This window comes from Kribbella sp. DT2, assembly GCF_049844575.1.
Lineage (GTDB): Bacteria > Actinomycetota > Actinomycetes > Propionibacteriales > Kribbellaceae > Kribbella.
In genome coordinates, this window is sequence record NZ_JBNCLH010000005.1 from 311,398 (window position 1) to 333,041 (window position 21,644).

At 69.8% G+C, this 21,644-nt stretch carries 19 protein-coding genes; 7 read left to right on the forward strand and 12 right to left on the reverse strand.

The window, feature by feature from the left end; translation table 11 throughout:
- Positions 1-63: 63 nt before the first annotated feature.
- The 4 genes from ACLQ2O_RS23020 to ACLQ2O_RS23035 all read right to left on the reverse strand — a co-directional run bounded on the left by ACLQ2O_RS23020 (position 64) and on the right by ACLQ2O_RS23035 (position 6,617).
- Positions 64-1,263, reverse strand: a complete 1,200-nt coding sequence (locus ACLQ2O_RS23020; RefSeq protein WP_425834658.1) for a C45 family autoproteolytic acyltransferase/hydolase — start codon at positions 1,261-1,263, stop codon at positions 64-66.
- 65 nt (positions 1,264-1,328) lie between these two features.
- Positions 1,329-3,122 carry an aldehyde dehydrogenase family protein gene (locus tag ACLQ2O_RS23025; RefSeq protein ID WP_425834660.1) on the reverse strand — a complete coding sequence of 598 codons (1,794 nt, stop codon included), beginning with the start codon at positions 3,120-3,122 and terminating at the stop codon, positions 1,329-1,331.
- A 1-nt stretch (position 3,123) separates the two neighbouring features.
- Positions 3,124-5,550 (reverse strand): aconitate hydratase AcnA, encoded by a 2,427-nt coding sequence (acnA, locus tag ACLQ2O_RS23030; protein WP_425834662.1) that lies wholly within the window; start codon positions 5,548-5,550, stop codon positions 3,124-3,126.
- Positions 5,547-6,617 (reverse strand): isocitrate/isopropylmalate dehydrogenase family protein, encoded by a 1,071-nt coding sequence (locus ACLQ2O_RS23035; RefSeq protein ID WP_425834664.1) that lies wholly within the window; start codon positions 6,615-6,617, stop codon positions 5,547-5,549. Before ACLQ2O_RS23035 ends, acnA begins: the two co-directional genes overlap by 4 nt.
- A 175-nt stretch (positions 6,618-6,792) precedes the next feature.
- Here ACLQ2O_RS23035 and ACLQ2O_RS23040 point away from each other — a divergent pair, with 175 nt between their 5' ends.
- Together ACLQ2O_RS23040 and ACLQ2O_RS23045 are read left to right on the forward strand one after the other, a co-directional pair.
- A complete protein-coding gene (locus ACLQ2O_RS23040; protein WP_425834666.1) occupies positions 6,793-7,476 on the forward strand; it encodes a GntR family transcriptional regulator in 684 nt (227 codons plus the stop codon).
- Positions 7,469-8,467 carry a GDSL-type esterase/lipase family protein gene (locus tag ACLQ2O_RS23045; RefSeq protein ID WP_425834668.1) on the forward strand — a complete coding sequence of 333 codons (999 nt, stop codon included), beginning with the start codon at positions 7,469-7,471 and terminating at the stop codon, positions 8,465-8,467. Before ACLQ2O_RS23040 ends, ACLQ2O_RS23045 begins: the two co-directional genes overlap by 8 nt.
- A gap of 130 nt (positions 8,468-8,597) precedes the next feature.
- Here ACLQ2O_RS23045 and ACLQ2O_RS23050 read toward each other — a convergent pair whose 3' ends face one another.
- Positions 8,598-9,017 (reverse strand): DUF1761 domain-containing protein, encoded by a 420-nt coding sequence (locus ACLQ2O_RS23050; RefSeq protein ID WP_425834670.1) that lies wholly within the window; start codon positions 9,015-9,017, stop codon positions 8,598-8,600.
- Positions 9,018-9,068: 51 nt separating this feature from the next.
- Here ACLQ2O_RS23050 and ACLQ2O_RS23055 point away from each other — a divergent pair, with 51 nt between their 5' ends.
- Positions 9,069-9,740 carry a winged helix-turn-helix transcriptional regulator gene (locus tag ACLQ2O_RS23055; protein WP_425834672.1) on the forward strand — a complete coding sequence of 224 codons (672 nt, stop codon included), beginning with the start codon at positions 9,069-9,071 and terminating at the stop codon, positions 9,738-9,740.
- Positions 9,741-9,835: 95 nt separating this feature from the next.
- Here ACLQ2O_RS23055 and ACLQ2O_RS23060 read toward each other — a convergent pair whose 3' ends face one another.
- Entirely contained in the window at positions 9,836-12,814 is a 2,979-nt protein-coding gene (locus tag ACLQ2O_RS23060) for a glycine--tRNA ligase (protein WP_425835270.1), read from the reverse strand.
- A gap of 313 nt (positions 12,815-13,127) precedes the next feature.
- Here ACLQ2O_RS23060 and ACLQ2O_RS23065 point away from each other — a divergent pair, with 313 nt between their 5' ends.
- Positions 13,128-14,147: a methyltransferase gene (locus ACLQ2O_RS23065; protein ID WP_425834674.1), complete on the forward strand. Its 1,020-nt coding sequence runs from the start codon at positions 13,128-13,130 to the stop codon at positions 14,145-14,147.
- Here ACLQ2O_RS23065 and ACLQ2O_RS23070 read toward each other — a convergent pair.
- Complete coding sequence (locus tag ACLQ2O_RS23070; protein ID WP_425834676.1) at positions 14,140-14,496, reverse strand: winged helix-turn-helix transcriptional regulator; 357 nt, start codon at positions 14,494-14,496, stop codon at positions 14,140-14,142. The two genes, ACLQ2O_RS23065 and ACLQ2O_RS23070, sit on opposite strands and share 8 nt — an antisense overlap.
- 109 nt (positions 14,497-14,605) lie before the next feature.
- Here ACLQ2O_RS23070 and ACLQ2O_RS23075 point away from each other — a divergent pair, with 109 nt between their 5' ends.
- Together ACLQ2O_RS23075 and ACLQ2O_RS23080 are read left to right on the forward strand one after the other, a co-directional pair.
- Entirely contained in the window at positions 14,606-15,553 is a 948-nt protein-coding gene (locus ACLQ2O_RS23075; RefSeq protein WP_425834678.1) for an NADP-dependent oxidoreductase, read from the forward strand.
- Between the two features lie 277 nt (positions 15,554-15,830).
- Positions 15,831-16,457, forward strand: a complete 627-nt coding sequence (locus ACLQ2O_RS23080; protein WP_344180851.1) for a superoxide dismutase — start codon at positions 15,831-15,833, stop codon at positions 16,455-16,457.
- Positions 16,458-16,514: 57 nt separating this feature from the next.
- Here ACLQ2O_RS23080 and ACLQ2O_RS23085 read toward each other — a convergent pair whose 3' ends face one another.
- The 3 genes from ACLQ2O_RS23085 to ACLQ2O_RS23095 form a co-directional block, all read right to left on the reverse strand.
- Positions 16,515-16,961 (reverse strand): YdeI/OmpD-associated family protein, encoded by a 447-nt coding sequence (locus ACLQ2O_RS23085; RefSeq protein ID WP_425834681.1) that lies wholly within the window; start codon positions 16,959-16,961, stop codon positions 16,515-16,517.
- Entirely contained in the window at positions 16,958-17,734 is a 777-nt protein-coding gene (locus ACLQ2O_RS23090) for an alpha/beta fold hydrolase (protein WP_425834683.1), read from the reverse strand. Before ACLQ2O_RS23090 ends, ACLQ2O_RS23085 begins: the two co-directional genes overlap by 4 nt.
- Before the next feature lie 94 nt (positions 17,735-17,828).
- On the reverse strand, positions 17,829-19,085 hold the full coding sequence (locus ACLQ2O_RS23095) for an RNA polymerase sigma factor (RefSeq protein WP_425834685.1): 1,257 nt from the start codon (positions 19,083-19,085) through the stop codon (positions 17,829-17,831).
- Positions 19,086-19,290: 205 nt separating this feature from the next.
- Here ACLQ2O_RS23095 and ACLQ2O_RS23100 point away from each other — a divergent pair, with 205 nt between their 5' ends.
- Positions 19,291-19,665: a YciI family protein gene (locus tag ACLQ2O_RS23100; RefSeq protein WP_425834687.1), complete on the forward strand. Its 375-nt coding sequence runs from the start codon at positions 19,291-19,293 to the stop codon at positions 19,663-19,665.
- A 35-nt stretch (positions 19,666-19,700) separates the two neighbouring features.
- On the opposite strand, the gene ACLQ2O_RS23105 is transcribed toward ACLQ2O_RS23100, so the two are convergent.
- Together ACLQ2O_RS23105 and ACLQ2O_RS23110 are read right to left on the reverse strand one after the other, a co-directional pair.
- The gene (locus tag ACLQ2O_RS23105; RefSeq protein ID WP_425834689.1) at positions 19,701-20,720 is read right to left on the reverse strand and encodes a dipeptidase; all 1,020 of its coding nucleotides are present in this window, start codon (positions 20,718-20,720) and stop codon (positions 19,701-19,703) included.
- A gap of 51 nt (positions 20,721-20,771) precedes the next feature.
- Positions 20,772-21,599 (reverse strand): SDR family NAD(P)-dependent oxidoreductase, encoded by an 828-nt coding sequence (locus ACLQ2O_RS23110; RefSeq protein ID WP_425834691.1) that lies wholly within the window; start codon positions 21,597-21,599, stop codon positions 20,772-20,774.
- Positions 21,600-21,644 lie beyond the last annotated feature (45 nt).

Below are 21,644 nucleotides of genomic sequence, written 5' to 3' on the forward strand. Positions count from 1 at the left end.
GCTCAGCCTGGAGGTGCTCGACCTGGAGGTGCTCGACCTGGAGGTGCTCGGCCTGGAAGGTGCTCAGCCGCGACCGGCGAGTACGGCGGTCGGCGCCGGGACGTCCGGCCGGTCCTCGGGCCCCGGGCCGTCGTACAGGTTCCAGGGCACCTGCTGGTAGCTGTTGCTGCAAGGCAGGCCCGGGGTGAGCTGGTACACACCCGTGGTCAGGTCGACCAGGCTGGACACGATGGTCTCGTTGCGGTCGAGCTCGTGGCGGCGCGGGTCGGAGTGCTGGCAGACGGCGTTCGGATGGCCGAAGTGGTCGCTCATCGCGGACTGGACGATGCGCGCGACCGCCTCCTCGCTGGTCCCCTCGGTGCGGAGCGGCGCCAGGCCCTCCTCGACCCGGGGCAACCGGTAGAGCGAGTCGACCGAGAACGGTTTGTAGCTGCCGCTGACCTGCTCGGGGATGAACGACTGGAAGTGGTTGCCGTGCACGAGCAACCCGTCGGTCGGGTACATCCAGCCGTTGCGGCCGGGGGTCGTCTCGATGTCGATCGCGAAGCCGTCCCGGTGGGTGAGCAGCAGGTTGCTCGACAGGCTCTGCTGCGCGTCGAAGATCACCTGCAGCGCGTCGTGGAAGTCCCAGCACTCCAGCACCGTACGACGAACGACCGTGCCCGGGATCCCCGCGCCGGGGCCGAAACCGGCGCCGAGGCCGTTGGCGTTCAGGGCGATCCCGGCCGAGTTCGCGCCGTGCCGCGCGACCTGGCCGGCCTCGACGTGACCGATGATCGTCGGCTTGCCGGGCTGCGTGATACGCAGGACGACGACCGTGTCGGCAACGCCGGAGTACAGGTCCCAGTTCTGGCCGGCGTACACGTGACCGAGCGGGTTGGCGCCCGGCAGCAGCGCGAACGACGTACAGCCGTCGTCCTCGTCGTTGGCCCCGTCGCTGGCCTCGTCATTGGTCGACAGCACGTCGCCGCGGAGCAGCTCGCCGCGGACGTTGAGCGTGAGGATCTCCTCGACGCTGCGGTTCGCGCCGAGCGCGATGCCGCGGATCTCGGCCAGCAGGTCGGGCGCGAAGCCCTCGATCAGCGGCACCCACTGCGGCGCCCGGGCGACCACCTCGGCCCAGGGCAGCCCGGTCTTGCGGGCCACCGACTCGGAGTAGAAGGCCAGCGAGCGCTCGATCTGGGCGCGGGCGGCCTCGCCGTACTGGAGACCGCGCTCGCGGGGGTCGGCGGCGGTGAGGTCGATGGTCGGCAACTGGGTCACGGAAGCTACTCCCGGTATGTTCGTTACGAATCTTGGCCTGACGGTAGTGATCGTTACATCACCTGTCAACGGGTCGTGACCGCGCCGCGATCGCCGTCCGACAGGTGGGCGACCGTGATGCCGGTCTCCGTCAGCGTCCGGGTCACCGCGCGGCCGCCGTACACCCAGTAGATGGTCATCTCGTCGTCGCCGACGTTGAGGAAGTGATGCGGGACGCCGGCCGGCACCCAGGTCGCGTCGCCGGCCTTCAGCTCGACCCGCTCGCCGCCGATCACCGCGACCGCGCTGCCGCGCAGGATCAGCACCGACTCCTCCACGTTGTGCGAGTGCAGCGGGATCTGCGTGCCGGCCTTGAAGGTGGTCGTGCCGGTGGTGACACCGTTGTGCGTGGCGTTCCAGCTTCCGACGTACGGCGTGGTGACGACGCCGTTGCCGCGGTCGAAAATCTCTGTTTGGCCTGGCCTGATGACAAGGCACTCCGACTCCGGCGTACTGGCCGGGCCGACCCAGACGGTCTTCGTGTTCATGAACTCGCGCATCCCGTGCGGGCCGAGCTCACGTCCGTAGCCGGACCGTTTGATCCCGCCGAACGGCAGTCGGGGGTCGGAGACAACCATTCCGTTGACGAAGACCGCCCCCGCGTCGAGCCGGCGGCTGTACTGCTCGGCCTTGTCCGGATCACTCGTCCAGAGCGCGGCGCCGAGTCCGAACTCGGTCTGGTTCGCCAGCCGGATCGCTTCGTCGGCGTTCGCCGCACGCGTGATCGCCGCGAGCGGGCCGAACGTCTCCTCGTCGAACGCGGCCATCCCCGGTACGACGTGGTCGAGCACGGTCGGCTGGTAGTAGTAGCCCGGCCGATCGACCGGCCCACCGCCCCGCAGGAGCTTCGCCCCGGCCTCGACCGAACGGCGGGTCTGCTCGTGCAGCGTGACCCGCAGGTCCGCGCGGGCCAGCGGGCCGATGGTCGTCCTGGCGTCGAGCGGATCGCCGACGACCAGCCGGTCGGTCGCCGCGCAGAAGGCGTCGACGAACTCGTCCGCGACCGCCTCCTCGACGATGAACCGCTTCGCGTTCACGCAGCTCTGCCCGACGTTGATGAACCGCGCCTTCACCGCGGTCTCGGCAGCGGCCTGCACATCGGCGTCCGCCAGTACGACGTACGGATCGGAACCGCCCAGCTCGAGCACCTGCTTCTTCAGCGCAGCGCCGGCCTGGGACGCGATGATCGTGCCGACCTCGGTCGACCCGGTGAAGGTGACGGCCGCGATCCGGTCGTCGGCGATCAGCTCGGCGACCTTCTTGGTCTCCACGAGCAGGACCTGGACCAGGCCTTCCGGCGTACCGGCTGCATGGAGCACGGCGGCGATCGCGAGCGCGGACTGCGGAACAGAGTTCGCGTGCTTGAGCACGATTCCGTTGCCTGCGGCAAGGGCTGGGGCGGCGAACCGGAAGAACTGCCAGAACGGGTAGTTCCACGGCATCACCGCGAGCACGACGCCGAGCGGGTCGTAGACGATCCGGCTCTGGCCGGCGTTGCTGCGGACGGGCTGGTCGGCCAGGAAGCCGATCGCGTTCGTTGCGTAGTACTCGCAGGTGATCGCGCACTTCTCGATCTCGGCGCGGGCCTCGGTCAGCGGTTTGCCCATCTCCTGGGAGATGAGCAGGGCGAGGTCTTCGGACTTGTCGCGCAGGGATCTCGCGATCCGGCGGAGCAGTTCGGTGCGTTCGCCGACCGGAGTCTGGCGCCAGACTGCCTGCGCTTCTGTGGCAGTGGTCAGGCGCTCGTCGACCGACGCGTCGGAGTCGGGATCGAACGTTGCCAGTTGCTCACCGGTGGCCGGGTTGACGGAACGGATCATCTCAGAGCTCTCCTGCCTTCAGGCGCTGCAGCACGTAGGGCAGGACGCCGCCGTGCTGGTAGTACTCGGACTCCCGCGGGGTGTCCAGGCGGATCCGCAGGCGATAGGTGCGTCCGCCGGACTCGACGGTCGCGAACCCGTCGTCCCCGAGGGTGATGTCGATCGGGTGCTCGCCGGTCAGGTCGTCGCCCTCGCCGGGGAGGAACTCCAGCGGGAGGATGCCCATGCCGACGAGGTTGGACCGGTGGATCCGCTCGAACGACTGCGCGAGCACCGCCCGTACGCCGAGCAGCGCCGGCCCCTTGGCCGCCCAGTCCCGCGACGACCCGGTCCCGTAGTCCTTGCCCGCGACAACAACCACTGGCGTCGCTTCTGCTGCGTACGCCGCGGCGGCGTCGTACACCGGCAGCAGTTCGCCGTCCTTGGTGGTGAATCCACCTTCCCTGTCCACCAACTGGTTCTTGAGCCGGAGGTTGGCGAACGCGCCCCGCATCATCACCAGGTGGTTGCCGCGGCGGGAGGCGTAGGTGTTCAGCTCCTTCACCCCCAGCTCGCGGAGATAGCGGCCTGCCACGCTGTCCGGCGGGATCGCTCCGGCCGGCGAAAGGTGGTCGGTGGTCACCGAGTCCCCCAGCCTGACCAGCGCCCGTGCGTTCTTCAGGCCGGTCGGCGCCTTGACCTCCAAGTACGGCGGCCGCCGCAGGTACGTCGAGTCGTCCTGCCAGGCGTAGGTCCTGCCGCTCACGACCTCGAGGCTCCTCCATCGCGCGTCACCGGCGAACACGTCGGCGTACGCCGCGGTGAACATCTCCGGCTCGAGCGCACTCTGGATCACCTCGTCGATCTCGGCCCGGGTCGGCCAGAGATCCCTGAGGTAGATGCCGTTGGCAATCGGCTCGGTCGTGAGATCGATCCCGAGCCGCCCCGCCAGCGCGTACGCGACGACCAGCGGCGGCGACGCCAGGTAGTTCTGCCGGACGTCGGGCTGGATCCGGCTCTCGAAGTTCCTGTTGCCGGACAGCACGGCCGCCACCGAAAGGTTCTTGGCCCGGACTTCCTCAGCCACCCCGTCCGCCAACCCACCCGACGCCCCGATGCACGTCATGCACCCGAAGCCGGCCAGGTGAAACCCCAGCTTCTCCAGGTACGGCGTGAGCCCAGCGGCGGCGTAGTAGTCCATCACCACCCGGGACCCGGGCGAGAGCGTCGTCTTCACCCAGGGCTTGGTCGCGAGGCCGAGCTCGACAGCCTTCTTGGCCAGCAACCCGGCGGCAACCATCACGCTGGGGTTGGAGGTGTTCGTGCAGGAGGTGATCGCCGCGATCACCACAGCGTCTTCACCAAGTCCATCTGCAGACGATTTGCCGTCGGCAACCTCCGTCAACGGGATCCGCTGGTTCGGCCGGTTCGGCCCCGCGATCGAGGCGACCACCTCACCCAGGTCGACGGTCAGCTCCTCGTCGTACCAGAGTTCTTCGGTGCCGTGCCAGAGACCCTGTTCCTTCGCGTAGTTCTCCACCAGGTCCACGTGCTCCCGGCCGGTGAAGCGCAGGTAGTCCAGCGTCTGCTCGTCGATCGGGAACCATGCCACCGTCGACCCGAACTCCGGGCTCATGTTGGCGATCGTCGCCCGATCCGGCACCGGCAGGTCATCCAGCGCCGGCCCGTAGAACTCCACCAACTTCCCGACCACCCCGTGCGCCCGCAGCCGTTCGGTGATCGTCAGCACCAGATCCGTCGCCGTCGACCCGGCCGGCAGCGCACCGACCAGCCGAACCCCGACCACCTTCGGAATCATCATCGAGACCGACTGCCCGAGCAGCGCCGCCTCGGCCTCGATCCCGCCGATCCCCCAGCCCAGTACGCCGAGCCCGTTCACCATCGTCGTGTGCGAGTCGGTCCCCAGACAAAAGTCCGGAAACGCCATCCCGTCCCGCACCTCGACCACCCGGGCAAGCTTCTCCAGGTTGACCTGATGCATGATCCCCGCCCCCGGCGGCACCACCTTCAACCGCTCGAACGCCTCCTGCCCCCACCGCAGGAACTGGTACCGCTCCCCGTTCCGCCGGTACTCCAGCTCGACGTTCCGCTCCAACGCATCCGCCCGCCCGAACACGTCCGCGATCACCGAGTGATCAACCACCAACTCAGCCGGCACCAACGGCTCCACCCGCGCCGGATCACCCCCGAGCTCCACCATCGCGTCCCGCATCGCCGCCAGATCAGCAAGCACCGGCACCCCGTTGGTGTCATGCAGAAACACCCGCGACGGGTAGACCTCGATCTCCCCCGTCACCCCCGGCACCCAACTGGCCAGCACCTCACTGGCCGTCCCCCGCCGCAACGCGTTCTCCAGCAGGATCCGCAACGTCCGCGGAAGATGATCGGGAGCAGCCCGCCGAAGAGCTTGGTAGTCGTGGGCAATCATTCTGAGGCAACCGCTTTGGCCACCGCAGTACCGAACTCCGCCGTACCAGTGTCTCCGCCGAGGTCCGGTGTGCAGACTCCCGACCTGATCGTGCTGAACAGTGCGTCGTCGACCAATTGGGCGGCTCTGGTCGCCGCCGGGTCGTCCACGCGGCGGCCCAGCCAGGCCAGCAGCATTCCGCCGGAGGCGATCATCGCGGTGGGGTTGGCGAGGTCCATCCCCGCGATGTCCGGAGCCGAACCATGCGCCGCCTGCGCCATCGCGCGTTCGGCCGACGCGTTGATCGACGGAGCGATCCCGAGCGACCCGGCGAGCTCGCCCGCGAGGTCCGACAGGATGTCGCCGAACATGTTCTCGGTGACGACCACGTCGAAGTCGGCGGCCCGGCGTACGAGGTGGACCGTCATCGCGTCGATGTGGAAGTCGTCGACCTCGACCTCGGGATACTCCGCCGCGAGCTCCCGGCAGACCCCCAGGAACATCCCCGTGGAGAGCCGCAGCACGTTCGCCTTGTGGACCACGGTCAGGTGCCGCCGCCGGCGCATGGCGAGCTCGAACGCCTCCCGCGCGATCCGCTCGATCGCGGGCCGGGTGAAGACACCCATCGCGATCGCGACGTCCTTGGTCGGCATGTACTCCCCCGTGCCGGCGAACGTGTTGCGGTCGGCGTAGAAACCCTCGGTGTTCTCCCGTACGACGACCAGGTCCGTCCCGCGGTCGTCGAAGGACCGCGCGGGCCGGATGTTCGCGTACAGGTCGAAGTGCTTGCGGATCGCGCCGCTCGGATTCAGTCGGCGGCGATGCGGTTCCGGGTACGCCGCGCTGTCGTGCGGACCGAGCAGCCAGCCGTCGAGCTCGCCGAGGGTCTCCAGCGTCGCGGGCGGAAGCGCGCTGCCGTGCGTCGCGATCGCCGCGGCGCCCAGCGGCAGCGGGACCCACTCGATCGGGGCCGCGCCGGCGGCGGCGACGGCCGCATCCATCACCTCGACCGCGGCCGGGATGATCTCGGGGCCGATGCCGTCGCCGAGCAGGATGCCGAGCCGGTAGCTGCGGGTCGTTGGGTTCACGCGGGGTCCTCTCCGGGGTGGTCGCCACTACTGTGCGACGTTATAACCTGCGACGTCAAGATCATCACTGCGTGATCTCATGCGTTGAAATCGGCGGCTTTGCTCCCAATGTGCGTTATAACGAGCTAACAGAACCGGCTTGCGATAAGTTTGAGCCCGGCTGGAGGGAGGTGCGATGGACGAGCAGAACGGGAACCGCCCGACCAAGGCGGAGGCGGCGTACGGGCTGGTCCGCGCGCGGATCCTGAGCGGCGAACTGATCGCCGGCGCGGTGATCCAGCAGGGCCCACTGGCCCGCGACCTCGGCATCAGTACGACGCCGCTGCGCGAGGCGCTGCGCCGGTTGATGAGCGACGGGCTGGTCGAGCTGGACGCCCACCGCGACGCCCGCGTCACCGCGCTCACCGCGGAGGAGGCCCGCGACCTGCTGGAGATCCGGCGCTCACTCGACCCGCTCGCCGCCGGTCTCGCGGCCGAACGCCGTACGCGAGATGAGCTGGAGGCCATCCGCGCGACCGCCGCCGAGCTGCTGCCGCTCCGGAGCGACCCGGCGACGTACGAGCTGGACACGCACCGGCGATTCCACGCCGCGATCTACCAAGCGTCGCACAACCAGCTGCTCATCCAGTCCCTCGACGGCCTGTGGGACAAGGCCGATCGGTACCGGCGCCTGGCGCTGGAGAACGGCCGCTCCGAGGAAGACCTGGAGCGCACCCGCGCCGACCACCTGGCCCTCGTCGAAGCCATCGCCGCCCGCGACACCGAAACCGCAGCGACCGTCATGCTCGCCCACGTCAACGCCAGCCTCGGCGCCCGAGCCGCCACCCACCTCACCACCCCGGAAGACAGCCATGTCTGATGCCCTCTGGACCGGCTACCGGTTTCGTGAAGTCGACGCCGACGGCTGGTCGACCTTCTGGCGCCTCGACCCCCGAGGCCAAGCACCCGGCCTGCACGACTGGCACGGCCGTCCCGACCGTCCGGGCGACCGCCTCTGGTCCCGAGCCGCGACTCCGGCCGGCGTACGGGCCTCTTGGCGCACCTCGGCGACCCAAGTACGCCTGGAGCTCCGAGCCGCCCTCGACATCTACACGACCATCGCCCCGGTCGACGTCCTCGTCGACGGCGAGCTCCACCAACGCTGCGAGGTGGCGATCGGCGAGCAGCAGCTGCTCATCGACCTCCCTGGAACCGACCTCGACCTGACCATCTGGCTCCCCCAAGCCGGCGCGATCGCCGTACGGGCTGTCGACTTCACCGGCGAAGCAGTCCCCTCACCGCCGACCGGCCCGCGCTGGATCACGTACGGCAGCTCGATCACCCAGTGCACCGGCGCGTACGGCCCGTCCGAGACCTGGCCGGCCCTCGTCGCCCGCCGGCACGGCTGGGACCTGACCGCGATGGGTTTCGCCGGCGAGTGCCACCTCGACCCGGTCGCGGCCCGCACGATCCGCGACACCCCCGCGCGCCTGATCTCCCTCTGCCTCGGCATCAACATCTACGGCGGCGCCACGTTCAGCGGCCGCACCCTGCCCGGCCAGGTCGAGTCGTTCCTGCACACCGTCCGCGACGGCCACCCGCACACGCCGATCGTGCTGATCACCCCGATCGTCGCGCCGAAGCTCGAGGGCAAACCCAACGAGGTCGGCCTGACCCTCGACGACATCCGCGCCTGCGTCGAGCTCGGCGCCCGCTCGCTGGCCGACCCCGACCTGCAGCTCATCGACGGCCGCACCGTGCTGACCCCCGAGGAGGCCAAGGCCCTGTACGCCGACGACCTCCACCCCGGCCCCGACGGCTACCGCCTGATCGCCGACCGCCTCGCGCCGCTGCTCACGCTCCCTCTCTGAGCACCTCGTCCAGCACCACCGCAACCCCCTCCGCCGCACTCCCCAATCCCCCGTGGTCCCCGGGGAACACCGTCGCCGTCTGCCCCAACCCCTCAGCCAAAGCAATCGCCGCCCGCCCCACCGCTCGCTGCTACTGCAGCAAGCCGATCGGGATCGCCATACCTAAGAACAGCACAAGCTGATAGGCGCTGTTGATCACGGTGAGGCGGCCAGGCTTCTGCTCGAAGCCGTTGTGCTGCGCCAGGGTCGACAGCGAGAAGCCGAGCCACGCCACGAGTCCGACCGCCAGGGCGATCCAGAAGGAGTCGGTGCCGGAGAAGCCGGACGCGACGGAGCTGGCGGCCGCGAGCGCGAGTGCGGTGACGACGATCGACGCCACCAGGACCACGAACGGACCCTTACCGGCCCTCACGGAGTCTTCCTTGGTCACCCCGGTCAGCTTCCGCCAGACGCCGCCGGCCAGCCCCCAGTCGCTGTACCAGACCCAGGCCACCGCCATTCCGACCACGATCGCGGCGACGACGGCCGGCCAACTGATGCTCAGCTCCACGGATCTCCTCTGCTCGACACGGGCTCCGGGTACTTGATAAAATCAACCGTGATGGAGAAAGTCAATCAGGTGAAGGGCTCGCGTTCCTACGGCCAGTACTGCGCCCTCGCGCGCTCTCTGGACGTCGTCGGCGACCGGTGGACGTTGCTCATCGTGCGCGAGCTGCTGCCGGGTCCGATGCGCTACACAGAGCTGAAGACCTCGCTCGAGGGCATCGCCACGAACCTCCTGGCCACGCGGCTGAAGACCATGGAGGCGAACGGGATCGTCGAGCGTCGCCTCGAGGACGCGGGCGTCGTCTACGCCCTCACGCCCTGGGGCACGGGGTTGCGCGAGCCGATGGAAGCGCTCGGCCGGTGGGGCGCACCGCTGCTGGCGACCGGCCAGGGCGACGACGCCTTTCAGCCGCGCTGGCTGACCCTTGCGCTGCCGGCCCTCCTCCAAGGCGCGACCGCCTCTCCTCCCGTCGAGCTCGGCATCGAGACGGACGGCTTCCTCATGATCCTGAGGGTCGACGAGGACGGTCCGAGCGCCTTCGTGCCCGATCAGGATCCGGCGTCAGTACTCACAGCCGCTCCCGACGTGATCGTCGCTCTGGCCGCTGGAGCGATCAGCATCGAACAGGCCGTCGCCGCGGGCGAGTTCCGCGGCGACGCGAAGGTACTCCGTACGGCGTTCGTCCCTGCCCGTACGAAGGTGACTCCGCCGACCAACGGCGACTGACGACCGCACACAACGTCCTGCGCCGCAATGTCCTTCCCACGCGAACGGGGTGTCCGGCCGTTTGGCTGGACACCCCATTCGTTGGTGGCTGCTTGTCAGGTCAGGCTGGTGCCCAGGGCCTGCCAGTCGAGGATGGGGGCTGCCAGGTCGCGGATGGTGGCCAGGAGACCCAGGCGGGCTGCCTTGACCTCAGGGTCCTCGGCCATCACCAGGATTTCCTCGAAGAACGTGGTGATGGGCTCGACCAGCACCGACGCCGCCGGGACGAACTCGGCGAGGGTTGTCGGCGCGGGGGTGACCTTCTGGACGGCCTCGTGCAGGACTACCTCGGCGGGCTCCGTCAGCTTGCCGGCGTCGTACGACGGGTTGGTGTCGGCCGGGACGATCCGCCGGACGCGCTGGAGTACGGCGACGAGGTCGGCGAAGCCGTCGGTGTCGACCTGGCGCTGGAGCTCGGCGAGGGTTTCGTCGGCGGTGGCCGGCGCCTCGGCGAGCGGGAGGACGGCGGCGACCTGGAGGTGGTCGTCGCCGCGGTCGATCAGCTGCTGCTCGTACCGGCGTACGGAGAACTCGGAGACCTCGGCCAGCGACTCCGCCGGTACGTCGATGCCCTGGGCACCGATCTGCGCGGCGGCCGCCGCCAGACCCACCGGCAGGGTGATCGCGCGCAGCTCCGGGTGCTCACGCAGGATCGCGACCACGCCGGCCGCGGCCCGCCGCAGGGCGAACGGGTCCGAGCTACCGGTCGGCTTCGCGCCGATCGCGAACAGCCCGGCCAGCAGGTCGAACCGGTCGGCGAGCGCGAGCAGCGCACCCGGTGTCGTCGAGGGCAGCGGGTCACCGGCCGACCGCGGCAGCTCCATGTCGAACAGGGCCTGCGCGACCGCCTCGGTCTCACCGGCACGCCGCGCGTACTCGCGCGCCATCGTCCCGGCCAGGCTGGTCAGCTCGACCACCATCTGCGACCCGAGGTCGAACTTCGCCAGCTCGGCCGCCCGGTTCAGCGTGGTCAGCTCGTCGCCACCCAGCTCGACGACGGACGCGAGCGACTGCGCGATCCGCCCGATCCGGCCGGCCCGCTGGGCCATCGAGCCGAGCTTCTGCTCGAAGGCCAGCTTGTCCAGCTCGCCCTTCATCGTCTCCGGCGTGGTCTGCAGGTCGGCCCGCCAGAAGAAGCTGGCGTCCTCGTACCGGGCCCGCAGCACGCCTTCGTTTCCACCGCGCACGAGGTCCGGCTTGACCGAACCGTTGGCCACGGCAACGAAATGCGGAAGAAGCTTGCCGTCGGCATCAAGGATCGGCAGGTAGCGCTGGTGCTTGCGCATCACCGTGGTCAGGATCTCGCCCGGCAGGTCCAGGTACGCCGGCTCGAAGCCGCCCAGGATCGGGGTCGGCTCCTCGACCAGGTTGACGATCTGGTCGATCAGCGCGGACTCGCCCTCGACGTCGACCTTGCCGCCGACCGTTGCCGCCAGCTCCTGCGCCGCGGCGACGATCTGCTCGCGGCGACGGGCCGGGTCGGCCTCGATGCCGTGGATCCGGAGCAGGTCGAGGTACCCCTCGGCGGCCGCGATCTCCACGGTCGGTTGCGCCGCCGTCCGGTGCACGCGCGTGATCCGGCCGGCGGTCAGCGTCGACGCGGCGACCGGGACGACCTGGTCGCCGAGCAGCGCGACCAGCCAGCGCACCGGCCGGGTGAAGGACAGCTTCGCGTCGTTCCAGCGCATGTTCTTGTCCGAGCGCAGCCCGGTGACGATCTCGCTCAGTACGCCGCTCAGCACCTCGGCGGCACCGCGCCCCGGGTCGGGCTTGGTCACCGCGACGTGGACGACCCCGCCGACCTCGAGCTCGTGCAGCTCGGACGGGTCCACACCCTGGCCGCGGGCGAACCCGGCGGCCGCCTTCGTGATGTTGCCCTCAGCATCGAACGCGGCGGCCTTCTTCGGGCCGCGGGCAACCTTCTCGGCGTCCGGCTCGAACGCCTGCACCTCGGTGACGAAGGCCACCACCCGGCGCGGAGTCGCGTACGTCGTCACCTTGCCGTGGCCGAGCCGCGTCGCGGCCAGCTTCTCGGTGAGGGCCTTGCGCACCGACTCGGCGGTCTTGGCGACCTCCGACGGCGGCATCTCCTCGGTACCGATCTCGAACAGCAGCTGACGGGTCCCGCTGACCTTCGGGAACTCGGTCGGCTCCGGCGCCGCGGCGGGCAGCTCGGCCTTGCCCAGCGGGTACTCCAGCTCGGTGCGCCGCTCGGCCCACAGCTGCGCGACCTCACGGGCCAGCGTGCGCATCCGGCCGAACGCCTTCGCACGTTCGGTCGTGCTGACCGCGCCGCGGGAGTCGAGCACGTTGAAGGTGTGCGAGCAGCGCAGCACGTTGACGTGCGCCGGGACCGGCAGGCGAGCGTCCAGCATCCGCCGGGCCTCGTTGGCGTACTCCTCGAAGAGCCGCTTCTGCGACTCCACGTCGGCGTCGTCGAGGTAGTACCGGCTCATCTCGTACTCGGCCTGGCCGAACGCCTCGCCGTACGAGATGCCCGGCGCGTAGGCGATGTCCTTGAAGTGCGAGACGCCCTGCAGCGCCATCATGATCCGCTCGATGCCGTAGGTGATCTCCACCGACACCGGGTCGAGCGTCATGCCGCCGGCCTGCTGGAAGTAGGTGAACTGGGTGATCTCCAGCCCGTCCAGCCAGACCTCCCAGCCCAGACCCCACGAACCGGTCGCCGGGTTGGCCCAGTTGTCCTCGACGAAGCGCACGTCGTGGGCGTGGATGTCGATGCCGAGCACTTCCAGGCTGGCCAGGAACAGTTCCTGCGGGTTGCCCGGGTCCGGCTTGAGCACGACCTGGAACTGGGTGTGTGTCTGCAGCCGGTTCGGGTTCTCGCCGTAGCGGCTGTCGTCGGGGCGCACGCTCGGCTCGACGTACGCGACCCGCCACGGCTCAGGACCCAGCACCCGCAGGATGGTGGCCGGGTTCAGCGTGCCGGCACCCACCTCGGTGTTGAACGGCTGCACCACCATGCAGCCCCGGTCGGTCCAGTACTTCGTCAGCGCGAGCAGCGCGTCCTGCATGGTGAGCACGACAACAACCTCGGGTTCGGTATGGGGATCTCAAGACCCTGGTGGCCGGGCTCACCACCGGGATCGACCTGCGAAGTCTATTAGCCCCCACCGCTTGCTCGCGCCACGCGTCACCGCACGACCACTCAGCGGCTCCAAATGGTGTCGACGACCGACGCCGAGGTGGCCTAGCGTGACGGGCGTGACCAGACCCGTGCACGCGCCCGTCGTTCACTGATCCAGCCGTTTCCGCTCCCCGGCGCCACTCGGCCGTCGGGTGAGCCGCGCTGCCCTCTGGTCAACTTCTTCGCAGCAGGAACGGCTGATGAACACACTTCTCGTCATCGACGACGCGTGGTCGGCGTCGCGGGCACTCCGGGCGATCGAGCAGGGCTCCCGCCTGCTCTGGCAGGGCGACTGGCACAACGGCAGGCAGGTGGTCGCCGCGATCAAGCGGCGACTCAGACCGGGTGGGACCGACTTCGGCACCTACCGCCGCCAGCGTGCCCGCCAGGCCCAGGCGGTCAACGCCGTCCTCGTGTCCCTCGATTCCACTGACTCGATCGGAGCCCGGCGAGCTCCCGACGTCCGACCGGCTTGCCTGGAGGCGTACGGCGAACCAACCACCGATCGGCTGGTTGCCCTGCAGGAACTCCTGGGTGTGATCGGCGCTCACCAGCTCCGTCGGCGCGGTGTGTACGTTCCGGCCTTGGACGCCCGGATCCATCCGCACTACGGAGTGTTCGCGCCGACGCGCTCCGAGTACGTCGAACTGGTGGCCGATGCCCCGCTGAACGGCAGGACAGCGTTCGACGTCGGGACGGGCACCGGGGTGCTGGCGGCCGTGCTGGCCCGGCGCGGGCTTGCCGTGACGGCGGCCGACAACAATCTGCGCGCGGTCGCTTGCGCCCGGGACAACCTGGCGCGGCTCGGGCCGGCGGTCGACGTCGTGTGCGCGGACCTGTTCCCGCCGGGGCGGGCCGAGCTGATCGTCTGCAACCCGCCTTGGATTCCAGCGCGGGCGATCAGCGCGCTCGATCACGCGGTCTACGACGAGGACAGCCGGATGCTGAGCCGGTTCCTGGCCGGGGCGCGGGACCATCTGGAGCCCGGCGGTGAGGTCTGGCTGATCCTGTCGGACCTGGCCGAGCACCTCGGGCTGCGGTCGAGAGGAGAGTTGCTGGAGCTGTTCGAGCGGTCGGGGCTGAAGATTGCCGGCCGGTCTGACGCCGTACCGACGCACCCGCGAGCGCAGGCAGCGCGGGAAGAACCGAGTGCGGACCGGGGCGACTCGCTCGCGGCGGCTCGGGCGCTGGAGGTGACCTCGCTGTGGCGGCTCAGGTGATCTCGTGCAGGTGGGACTCGACCCACGTCCGCAGCGAGGACAGCGGCACGGACACGCTGCGCCCCAGGTCCGTGAGCGAGTACTCCACGTGCAGCGGTACGGCGGGGAAGATCTCGCGGTGCAGGAAGCCGGCTTCCTCCAGACGCCGCAGCGTCTGGGTGAGGACCTTGGGGCTGATGCCTTCGAGGCGCCGCTGGAGCTCGCCGAAGCGCAGCGGGCCGGACTCGAGCGCGCCGATGGCGAGCGCGGCCCATTTGTTCGCGAGCAGATCGAGCACGTCGCGGCACGGGCACTGGGCGGCGTACACGTCGTGCTTGTCGTGCTGGCCAGTGACACAAGTGGCGGTCATGCCGACTCCTCACGGTAGTACTTCCCAATGGATAGTAGCAGTCCTTGCGGGAAAGTACGGTCCGAACGATAGCTTCACAGCGTCAGAGCAGGCCGTTGGAAGGAACGGGATGAGAGCGATCAGCCAGGACGAGTTCGGTGGGCCGGAGGTGCTGCGGCTTGTCGAGTTGGAGCGGCCGGAGCCGTTGCCGACCGAGGTACTCGTACGGGTGCACGCGGCGGGGGTGAACCCGGTCGACTTCAAGACCCGCGAGGGCAGCGGCATGGCCGGCGTGCTCGGCAAGCCGCCCTTCGTGCTCGGGTGGGACGTGTCCGGTGTCGTCGAGCAGGTCGGCGGCGGGGTGCACACGCTCGCGGTCGGGGACGAGGTGTTCGGGATGCCGTGGTTCCCGCGGGCGGCCTCGGCGTACTCCGAGTACGTCACCGCGCCGTCGCGGCAGTTCGCCCGGAAGCCGGCCAACGTGTCGCACGCCGAGGCGGCGGCGCTCCCGCTGGCCGGGCTGACGGCGTGGGAGATCCTGACCGCGGCCGCTCACGTGAAGCCGGGGCAGCGGGTGCTGATCACCGCGGCCGCGGGCGGCGTCGGGCACCTCGCGGTGCAGTTCGCGAAGCAGCTCGGGGCGTACGTCGTCGGTACGGCGAGCGCGGGCAAGCACGAGTGGCTGCGCGGGCTGGGCGCGGACGAGGTGATCGACTACCACAGCACCGCGGTCGAGGACGCTGTCGCGGAGATCGACGTGGTGGTCGACCTGATCGGGAGCGAGACGACGTCCACGCAGGCGCTCGCCGTACTGAAGCCGGGCGGGCAGCTGGTCGCGGTGCCGTCGGGGACGTCGGCGGAGCTGCTCGCCAAGGCTCGTGCCGCTGGGGTGCATGCGACCGGGTTCCTGGTCGAGCCGGACGGGCATGCGCTCGGGGAGATCGCGAGGCTGGTCGAGGCGGGCGACGTACGGGTGGAGGTCGAGCAGGTCTTCCCGCTCACGGAGGCAGCCGAGGCCCACCGGCGGATGGCGTCGGGCCGGACGCGAGGGAAGTTGGTGCTCGACACGATCAGCTGACCTGCTAGCCGGTGAGGGTCTTTGAGAGGCACCGGCTCTGACGCGGAGCGCTGTGATGAGACTGGGAGACCTCCGGCGTGGGTGCGTGGCCGGAGTATGTGAAGCTGGAGGCGACCGGCGCGTCCCGTGTGAACGGCGACGGACCGGGAACAGGTCAGGAATCACGTCGCCCCGCGTGGTGACTTGACCTCAACCGTGGTTGAAGTTTCAAGCTGGTGTTGCTGAGACAGGACATCGGAGACGACCGGCCCCCGCGGGCCCTGACGAAGGAGCAGAGTTGACCACGTACACGCTTCCCGACCTTTCCTACGACTACGGCGCACTGGCGCCGCACATCGCCGGCGAGATCATGGAGCTGCACCACTCCAAGCACCACGCCACCTACGTGAAGGGTCTGAACGACACCCTCGAGAAGCTGGCCGCGGCCCGCGAGAGCGGCGACTTCGGCTCGATCGTCGGGCTGGAGAAGACCCTCGCCTTCAACCTGGGCGGGCACGTCAACCACTCGATCTTCTGGAAGAACCTGTCCCCGGAGGGTGGCGACAAGCCCGACGGTGAGCTGGCGGCCGCGATCGACGAGTCGTTCGGCTCGTTCGACGCGTTCCAGGCGCACTTCACCGCGGCGGCGACGACCATCCAGGGGTCCGGCTGGGCCATCCTCGGCTGGGACGCGCTGCAGGGTCAGCTGCTGATCCACCAGCTGTACGACCAGCAGGGCAACCTGCCGGCCGGCCAGATCCCGCTGGTGATGCTGGACATGTGGGAGCACGCCTTCTACCTGCAGTACAAGAACGTCAAGCCGGACTACGTCAAGGCGTGGTGGAACGTGGTGAACTGGGCCGACGCCCAGGCCCGCTTCGACGCCGCCCGCACCAACGCCGGTGGCCTGATCACCGTCGGTTGATCCGTCCTGCAGCGTCCGGAAGAGGTCCCAGCCTCCTCCGGACGCACCGCAGGTGCTTCACCGCTGACCGCGACCTGACGCCAGGCGTTCGACGGCCTTGGTGATGCGGTTGGCCCTGGTCTCGGGCTTCTTGGCCTCTTCGATGCCGAGCACGAACCAGCGGCGCTGGCTGTACGACAGCGTCTCGTAGAAGGCCTTCGCCTTGGGATCGGCCGCGAGCGCTTCGGCGAAGTCCGCCGGTACGGCGACCTCCCGGGGCTCGGTGTCGAGCTCCAGGTCGACCTCGACCTCGTCGCCACCCTGGACTCCGGCGGCCGCCCGGTTCTCGGCGCTGACGCCGACCAGGTAGACCCCGCCCATCACCGCGACCGTGCTCCGGTAGGTGTGACCGCCGATCGTCACCCGGACCGCGGGCTTCTTGCCCGCGCCGAACGACTCGACCACTTCCACCGGGACCTCGAGACCGACCTTGGTCGTCCCGATCAGGACTGTCCGGAACTTCATCCGAAGAACTCCTTCAGCGCGCGGGCCATCGCGCCCGGGTCCACGTTGTGCTCCTGGCCGTCGAGCGTACGGTGACTGCCGTCCGCCAGCCGCGCGGCCGCGGCCTCGTTGCCGTCGACCATCCACTGCCACGAAGCACCGCCGGTCAGCACCCGTGTCGGCACACTGACCTTGCCCAGCGCATCGACCGGCAGCGAGTAGTCCCCCATCACCGTCGCGTCGTACGCGAGGGTGTGCGCGATCGCTTCCTGCGCCGGCCACCACGGCGACGCCTTCGCCATCTCGACGAACTCCGGCGGCAGCCCGACGACCTCGGCCATGAAGTGCTCCGCCGCCTTGTCCCGCCGGCCGGCCGCGACGAAGTCCCGGAAGATGTCGGCCGTGTTCGCCGGCGGCCGCGGCCGGCCGCCGTCCAGGATGTACGGCGGCTCCCACAGCGCCAGCCGCGAGGCCGGCCGTCCGGACGCCGTCGCGAGCAACGCCAGCGCCGCGCCTGACGACGTACCGTAGAGGGACGCCGATCCGCCCGCCGCCGCGAAGATCGCGTCGAGGTCCTCGAACTCGCGCTCGACGGCGTACTCGGCAGCGTCGCCGGAGTCGCCCCGGCCGCGGCGGTCGTAGTTGTAGACGGCGAAGTTCTCCGCGAGCAGTGCGGCCAGCGGTGCGTTCGACATCCGGTCGACCGAGCCTCCGCAGACCAGGACCACCGCGGGTCCCGTGCCGAGCCGGTCGTAGGCGATCGACGTACCGTCGGCCGAGGTGACCTTGTCCATGAGCTGTTCTCCTAGCGTCGGGGGCCGCGATCCCGGCCTCACACCACTGCGTCGAACACCTCGGCCCGGGATCGACACGACGTCGGAGAAAGTTTCAGCAGGCGGCGGCCCGGTCCAGCAGCAGCGCCCGTTCGCGCCCGTTCCGGGTCAACGACGCGGCCCGCTCGAACTCGGCCCGCGCCTCCTCCAGCCGCCCGAGCTTGAACAACAGGTCGCCCCGCACGCTCGGCAGCAGGTGGTAGTCCTTCAGCGCCGGCTCGTCGAGCAGCGCGTCCACCGCGATCAGCCCGTTCTCCGGCCCGAACGCCATCGAGATCGCGACCGCCCGGTTCAGCTCGACGACCGGCGACGGCACGAGCTGCGCCAGTACGGCGTACAGGCCCGCGATCCGCGCCCAGTCGGTGTCCTCGGCCTCGGCCGCCCGGGCGTGACAGGCGGCGATCGCGGCCTGCAGCAGGTACGGGCCGGGCGCGCCCTCCAGCGCCCAGGCGCGGTCGATGCTCTCCAGCCCGCGGCGGATCAGCAGCCGGTCCCAGCGGCGGCGGTCCTGGTCGAGCAGCAGCACCGGCTCACCCGTCGGGCCGACCCGCGCCTTCGCGCGGGACGACTGCAGCTCCATCAGGGCGAGCAGGCCGTGCACCTCGCGCTCCTGCGGCATCAGCTCGGCGAGCAGCCGGCCGAGCCGGATCGCCTCGTTGCAGAGCGTCGGGCGCATCCAGTCGTCACCGGCGGTCGCCGAGTAGCCCTCGTTGTAGATCAGGTAGACGACCTCGAGCACGGACGCGAGCCGGTCCAGCAGTTCGTCGCCGGTCGGCACCTCGAAGCCGACCTCGGCCTTCGCGAGGTTCTTCTTCGCGCGCACGATCCGCTGCGCGATCGTCGCCTCCGGCGCGAGGAACGCGCGGGCGATCTCGTCGGTCTTCAGCCCACCGAGCAGCCGCAGCGTCAGGCTGACCCGCGCGTCGGTGGTGATCACCGGGTGGCACGCGGTGAACACCAGCCGCAGCAGGTCGTCCTCGATGGTGTCCTCGAGAATCGCCTCGACGTCGTCCTCGACCGACTCGCCGTCGATCTCCAGCTCGTGACCCAGCTCGGCGAGCTTGCGCTGGTAGGTCTCCTTGCGCCGGATCAGGTCGATCGCGCGGCGCTTGGCGATCGCCATCAGCCAGGCGCCGGGATTCCTCGGTACGCCGGACTCCGGCCACTGCTCGAGCGCCGCCACCAGCGCGTCCTGCGCCAGCTCCTCGGCCAGCCCGACGTCGCGCACGATCCGCGCGACCCCGGCCACGATCCTGGCCGACTCGATCCGCCAGACCGCGTCGATCGCCCCGTGCGTGTCCGTCACCGTCACCCGACCGATAGAACAGCACGCGCGGGGTCAGAGCAAGCCGGTACGGCGGGCGCCGACCTCAGCGGGCACCCGGCGCCCGACGATGGTCGACACCGGGTCGGGTCGGCGTCCCCGGAAATCCTTTCCGGCAGGTGTGTCGATCTGCCGGTGACCCGGTCGACGTGAGAGTAAGTGATCGACCGACGACCGAGGGAGTGGGCAGCAGATGCGTTACATGATCATCAACAAGGCCGACGAGGCGAGCGAGGCCGGGCGGATGGTGAGCGACGAGGTCGCCGCGAACGTCGGCGCGCTGGTCGACGACCTGTCCAAGGCCGGTGTCCTGCTCGTTGCCGAGGGCGTGCACCGCAGCGCGCTGGGCGCCCGGGTGAAGGTGAGCGGCGGCAAGCGCACCGTCACCGACGGGCCGTTCGCCGAGACCAAGGAGCTGATCGGCGGCATCATCGTCGTCGAGGTCCGCAGCAAGGACGAGGCGATCGAGTGGGCGGCCCGCCTGGCCGAGGCGCTGGACGACGAGGTCGAGGTCCGCCGCGTCGTCGACGAGGCCGACTTCGGTCCGGACTCGGACCTGTTCAGCTGAGCCTCGATCCGGCCGCGCAGGGTGCTCCGGGACGGTCAGGCGTGCGCCATGACCTCCCGGAGGACCCGCAGCACGTTCTCGCCCAGGATCTTGCGGATGTCGGACTCGGCGAACCCGCGCCGTACGAGGGCCTCGGTGATCCTCGGCAGGTCGGACGGACGCGCGACCTCGGCGTGGGCGGTGGTGGCGGCGAAGTCGGGCGGAAGGATCCAGCCGCCGAAGACCTGCTGGTAGTAGTCGTCGATGAAGTCGGGGCCGAGCCCGACGTGGTCGATGCCCGCCACCTCGACGATCCGCTCGATGTGGTCGACGACCCGGTCGGCCGTGGGGTGCTGGGCATCGATGAAGAACGGGATCGCCGCCGCGACCCCGACGACGCCACCGAGCTGGGCGATCTGCCGGATGTGGTCGTCGTGCAGGTTGCGGTGGATGTCGGTGATGCCGAGGCAGGCCGAGTGGGTCGCGAGGAACGGCCGCGTGGCGAGCTCGAGCACGTGGTCGACACCGCCGAGACCGAGGTGGCTGATGTCGAAGACGATGCCCAGGTCCTCCATCTCCCGCAGTGCCTCGATGCCCTGCGGGGTCAGGCGGCTCCGCGAAGTCGTGTCGAGGCCGCTGCCGTCGGCGAGGAACGTACGGCCGAAGTGCGCCATCGACACGACCCGGACGCCCACCCGGTGCAGGGTGCGGACGAGCGCGACGTCCTGCCCGATCCCGTGCGCTCCCTCGAGCGCGATGACGAGGGCGATCTTGCCGGTGGCAACCGCCGCGTCGATCTCGGCGCCGGTCAGGCACACCGCCACGTCGTCGCTGTGCTCGGCGGCGAGGCGGTGGATGCGCTCGACGAGCAGCAGCGTACGGCGCAGTCCGCCCTCCGACTGGAAGGCCGGTTCGAGGCAGATGGGCAGGATCTGGACGTCGACGCCCCCGGCCCGCAGCTCGGGCAGCCAGAAGTCCCTGAAGTGGTTCGGCTGATCGCGCTGGTCGAAGTGGTCGACCAGCAGGATGAGGTCGTTGTGGCAGTCCACGACCACGGCGTCCTGGTGCAGAGACATGCCGCGAGTCTAGGCTCCACGACCGCACCCGCCTCACCTGAGCAGCCCACCTCAGCTCGGGGTCAGTACGTCCTTCGTCAGGTCGTACAAGCGCTTCGCGTCCACCGGATCGAAGGTCGGCAGCGAAGGATCGACCGGCTTGTCCAGGGCGCGCAGGATCAAGCGCTCGGGCGGCTGGTCGTCCATCAAGGCGATCGTGCCGCGGATGCTGGCCTCCGGGGACTTGGCGAAGAGCTTGCCGAGAGTGCGGGCAACCGTGCGATGGGGCTGCGGCAGGTGATTGGTGCCGCTGTCGGTGTACCACGGCCGTAGTTGCAGGTACTTCGTCCGCCCGTCGGGGTGGTTCTGGACGTAGTGCACGCCGAGCAGGTCGTTGGCGCGGCCTCCGCTGACCATCGCCTTCACCATCCCGTACGACGAGGTGAACTGCGGGTCCGCCCAGTTCACCGCACCCTTCGTGAGGCCGGTCGCGCCGATATTGACGACGAGTGGGGTGTCGCCGCGTTCGAGCAGCTCGGTCAGCCGGTAGCTGAGCACGAACCGGCTCACGTAGTACAGCGAGAAGACCCCCTCGAACCCGTCGACCGTCTCGTGGCGCTTCACGAACGGCATCAGCTGGGTCAGCACCAAGCCGTCCAGCGCCTCGTGCCGCTGCTCGATCTCGGCGACGACGCGATGGTTCTCCGCGACCGAGCGCAGGTCCGCGCGGACGAACCCGGCCCGCTCCCCCGCACCGAGCGCGGCCGCGTCGGCGAGGAACTGCTCGCCGCGCGCCGGCGTACTGCCGATCACCGTCACCCGCGCACCCTGCCGCAGGTGGTGCAGTGCGATCACGCGGCCCATCCCGGTCGTTCCACCGGCTACCACGACGTTCTTCATCCCAGCCTCCGTCTCCAAGTCATCGATCGATGACTTAGCCCGAGG

What these genes read in the sequence shown, in the direction of transcription:
- ACLQ2O_RS23025 (WP_425834660.1), bottom strand. Translation starts at nt 3,122, where the DNA reads ATGATCCGTTCCGTCAACCCGGCCACCGGTGAGCAACTGGCAACGTTC.
- acnA (WP_425834662.1), bottom strand. Translation starts at nt 5,550, where the DNA reads ATGATTGCCCACGACTACCAAGCTCTTCGGCGGGCTGCTCCCGATCAT.
- ACLQ2O_RS23040 (WP_425834666.1), top strand. Translation starts at nt 6,793, where the DNA reads ATGGACGAGCAGAACGGGAACCGCCCGACCAAGGCGGAGGCGGCGTAC.
- ACLQ2O_RS23045 (WP_425834668.1), top strand. Translation starts at nt 7,469, where the DNA reads ATGTCTGATGCCCTCTGGACCGGCTACCGGTTTCGTGAAGTCGACGCC.
- ACLQ2O_RS23055 (WP_425834672.1), top strand. Translation starts at nt 9,069, where the DNA reads ATGGAGAAAGTCAATCAGGTGAAGGGCTCGCGTTCCTACGGCCAGTAC.
- ACLQ2O_RS23060 (WP_425835270.1), bottom strand. Translation starts at nt 12,814, where the DNA reads ATGCAGGACGCGCTGCTCGCGCTGACGAAGTACTGGACCGACCGGGGC.
- ACLQ2O_RS23065 (WP_425834674.1), top strand. Translation starts at nt 13,128, where the DNA reads ATGAACACACTTCTCGTCATCGACGACGCGTGGTCGGCGTCGCGGGCA.
- ACLQ2O_RS23070 (WP_425834676.1), bottom strand. Translation starts at nt 14,496, where the DNA reads ATGACCGCCACTTGTGTCACTGGCCAGCACGACAAGCACGACGTGTAC.
- ACLQ2O_RS23075 (WP_425834678.1), top strand. Translation starts at nt 14,606, where the DNA reads ATGAGAGCGATCAGCCAGGACGAGTTCGGTGGGCCGGAGGTGCTGCGG.
- ACLQ2O_RS23085 (WP_425834681.1), bottom strand. Translation starts at nt 16,961, where the DNA reads ATGAAGTTCCGGACAGTCCTGATCGGGACGACCAAGGTCGGTCTCGAG.
- ACLQ2O_RS23090 (WP_425834683.1), bottom strand. Translation starts at nt 17,734, where the DNA reads ATGGACAAGGTCACCTCGGCCGACGGTACGTCGATCGCCTACGACCGG.
- ACLQ2O_RS23100 (WP_425834687.1), top strand. Translation starts at nt 19,291, where the DNA reads ATGCGTTACATGATCATCAACAAGGCCGACGAGGCGAGCGAGGCCGGG.
- ACLQ2O_RS23105 (WP_425834689.1), bottom strand. Translation starts at nt 20,720, where the DNA reads ATGTCTCTGCACCAGGACGCCGTGGTCGTGGACTGCCACAACGACCTC.
- ACLQ2O_RS23110 (WP_425834691.1), bottom strand. Translation starts at nt 21,599, where the DNA reads ATGAAGAACGTCGTGGTAGCCGGTGGAACGACCGGGATGGGCCGCGTG.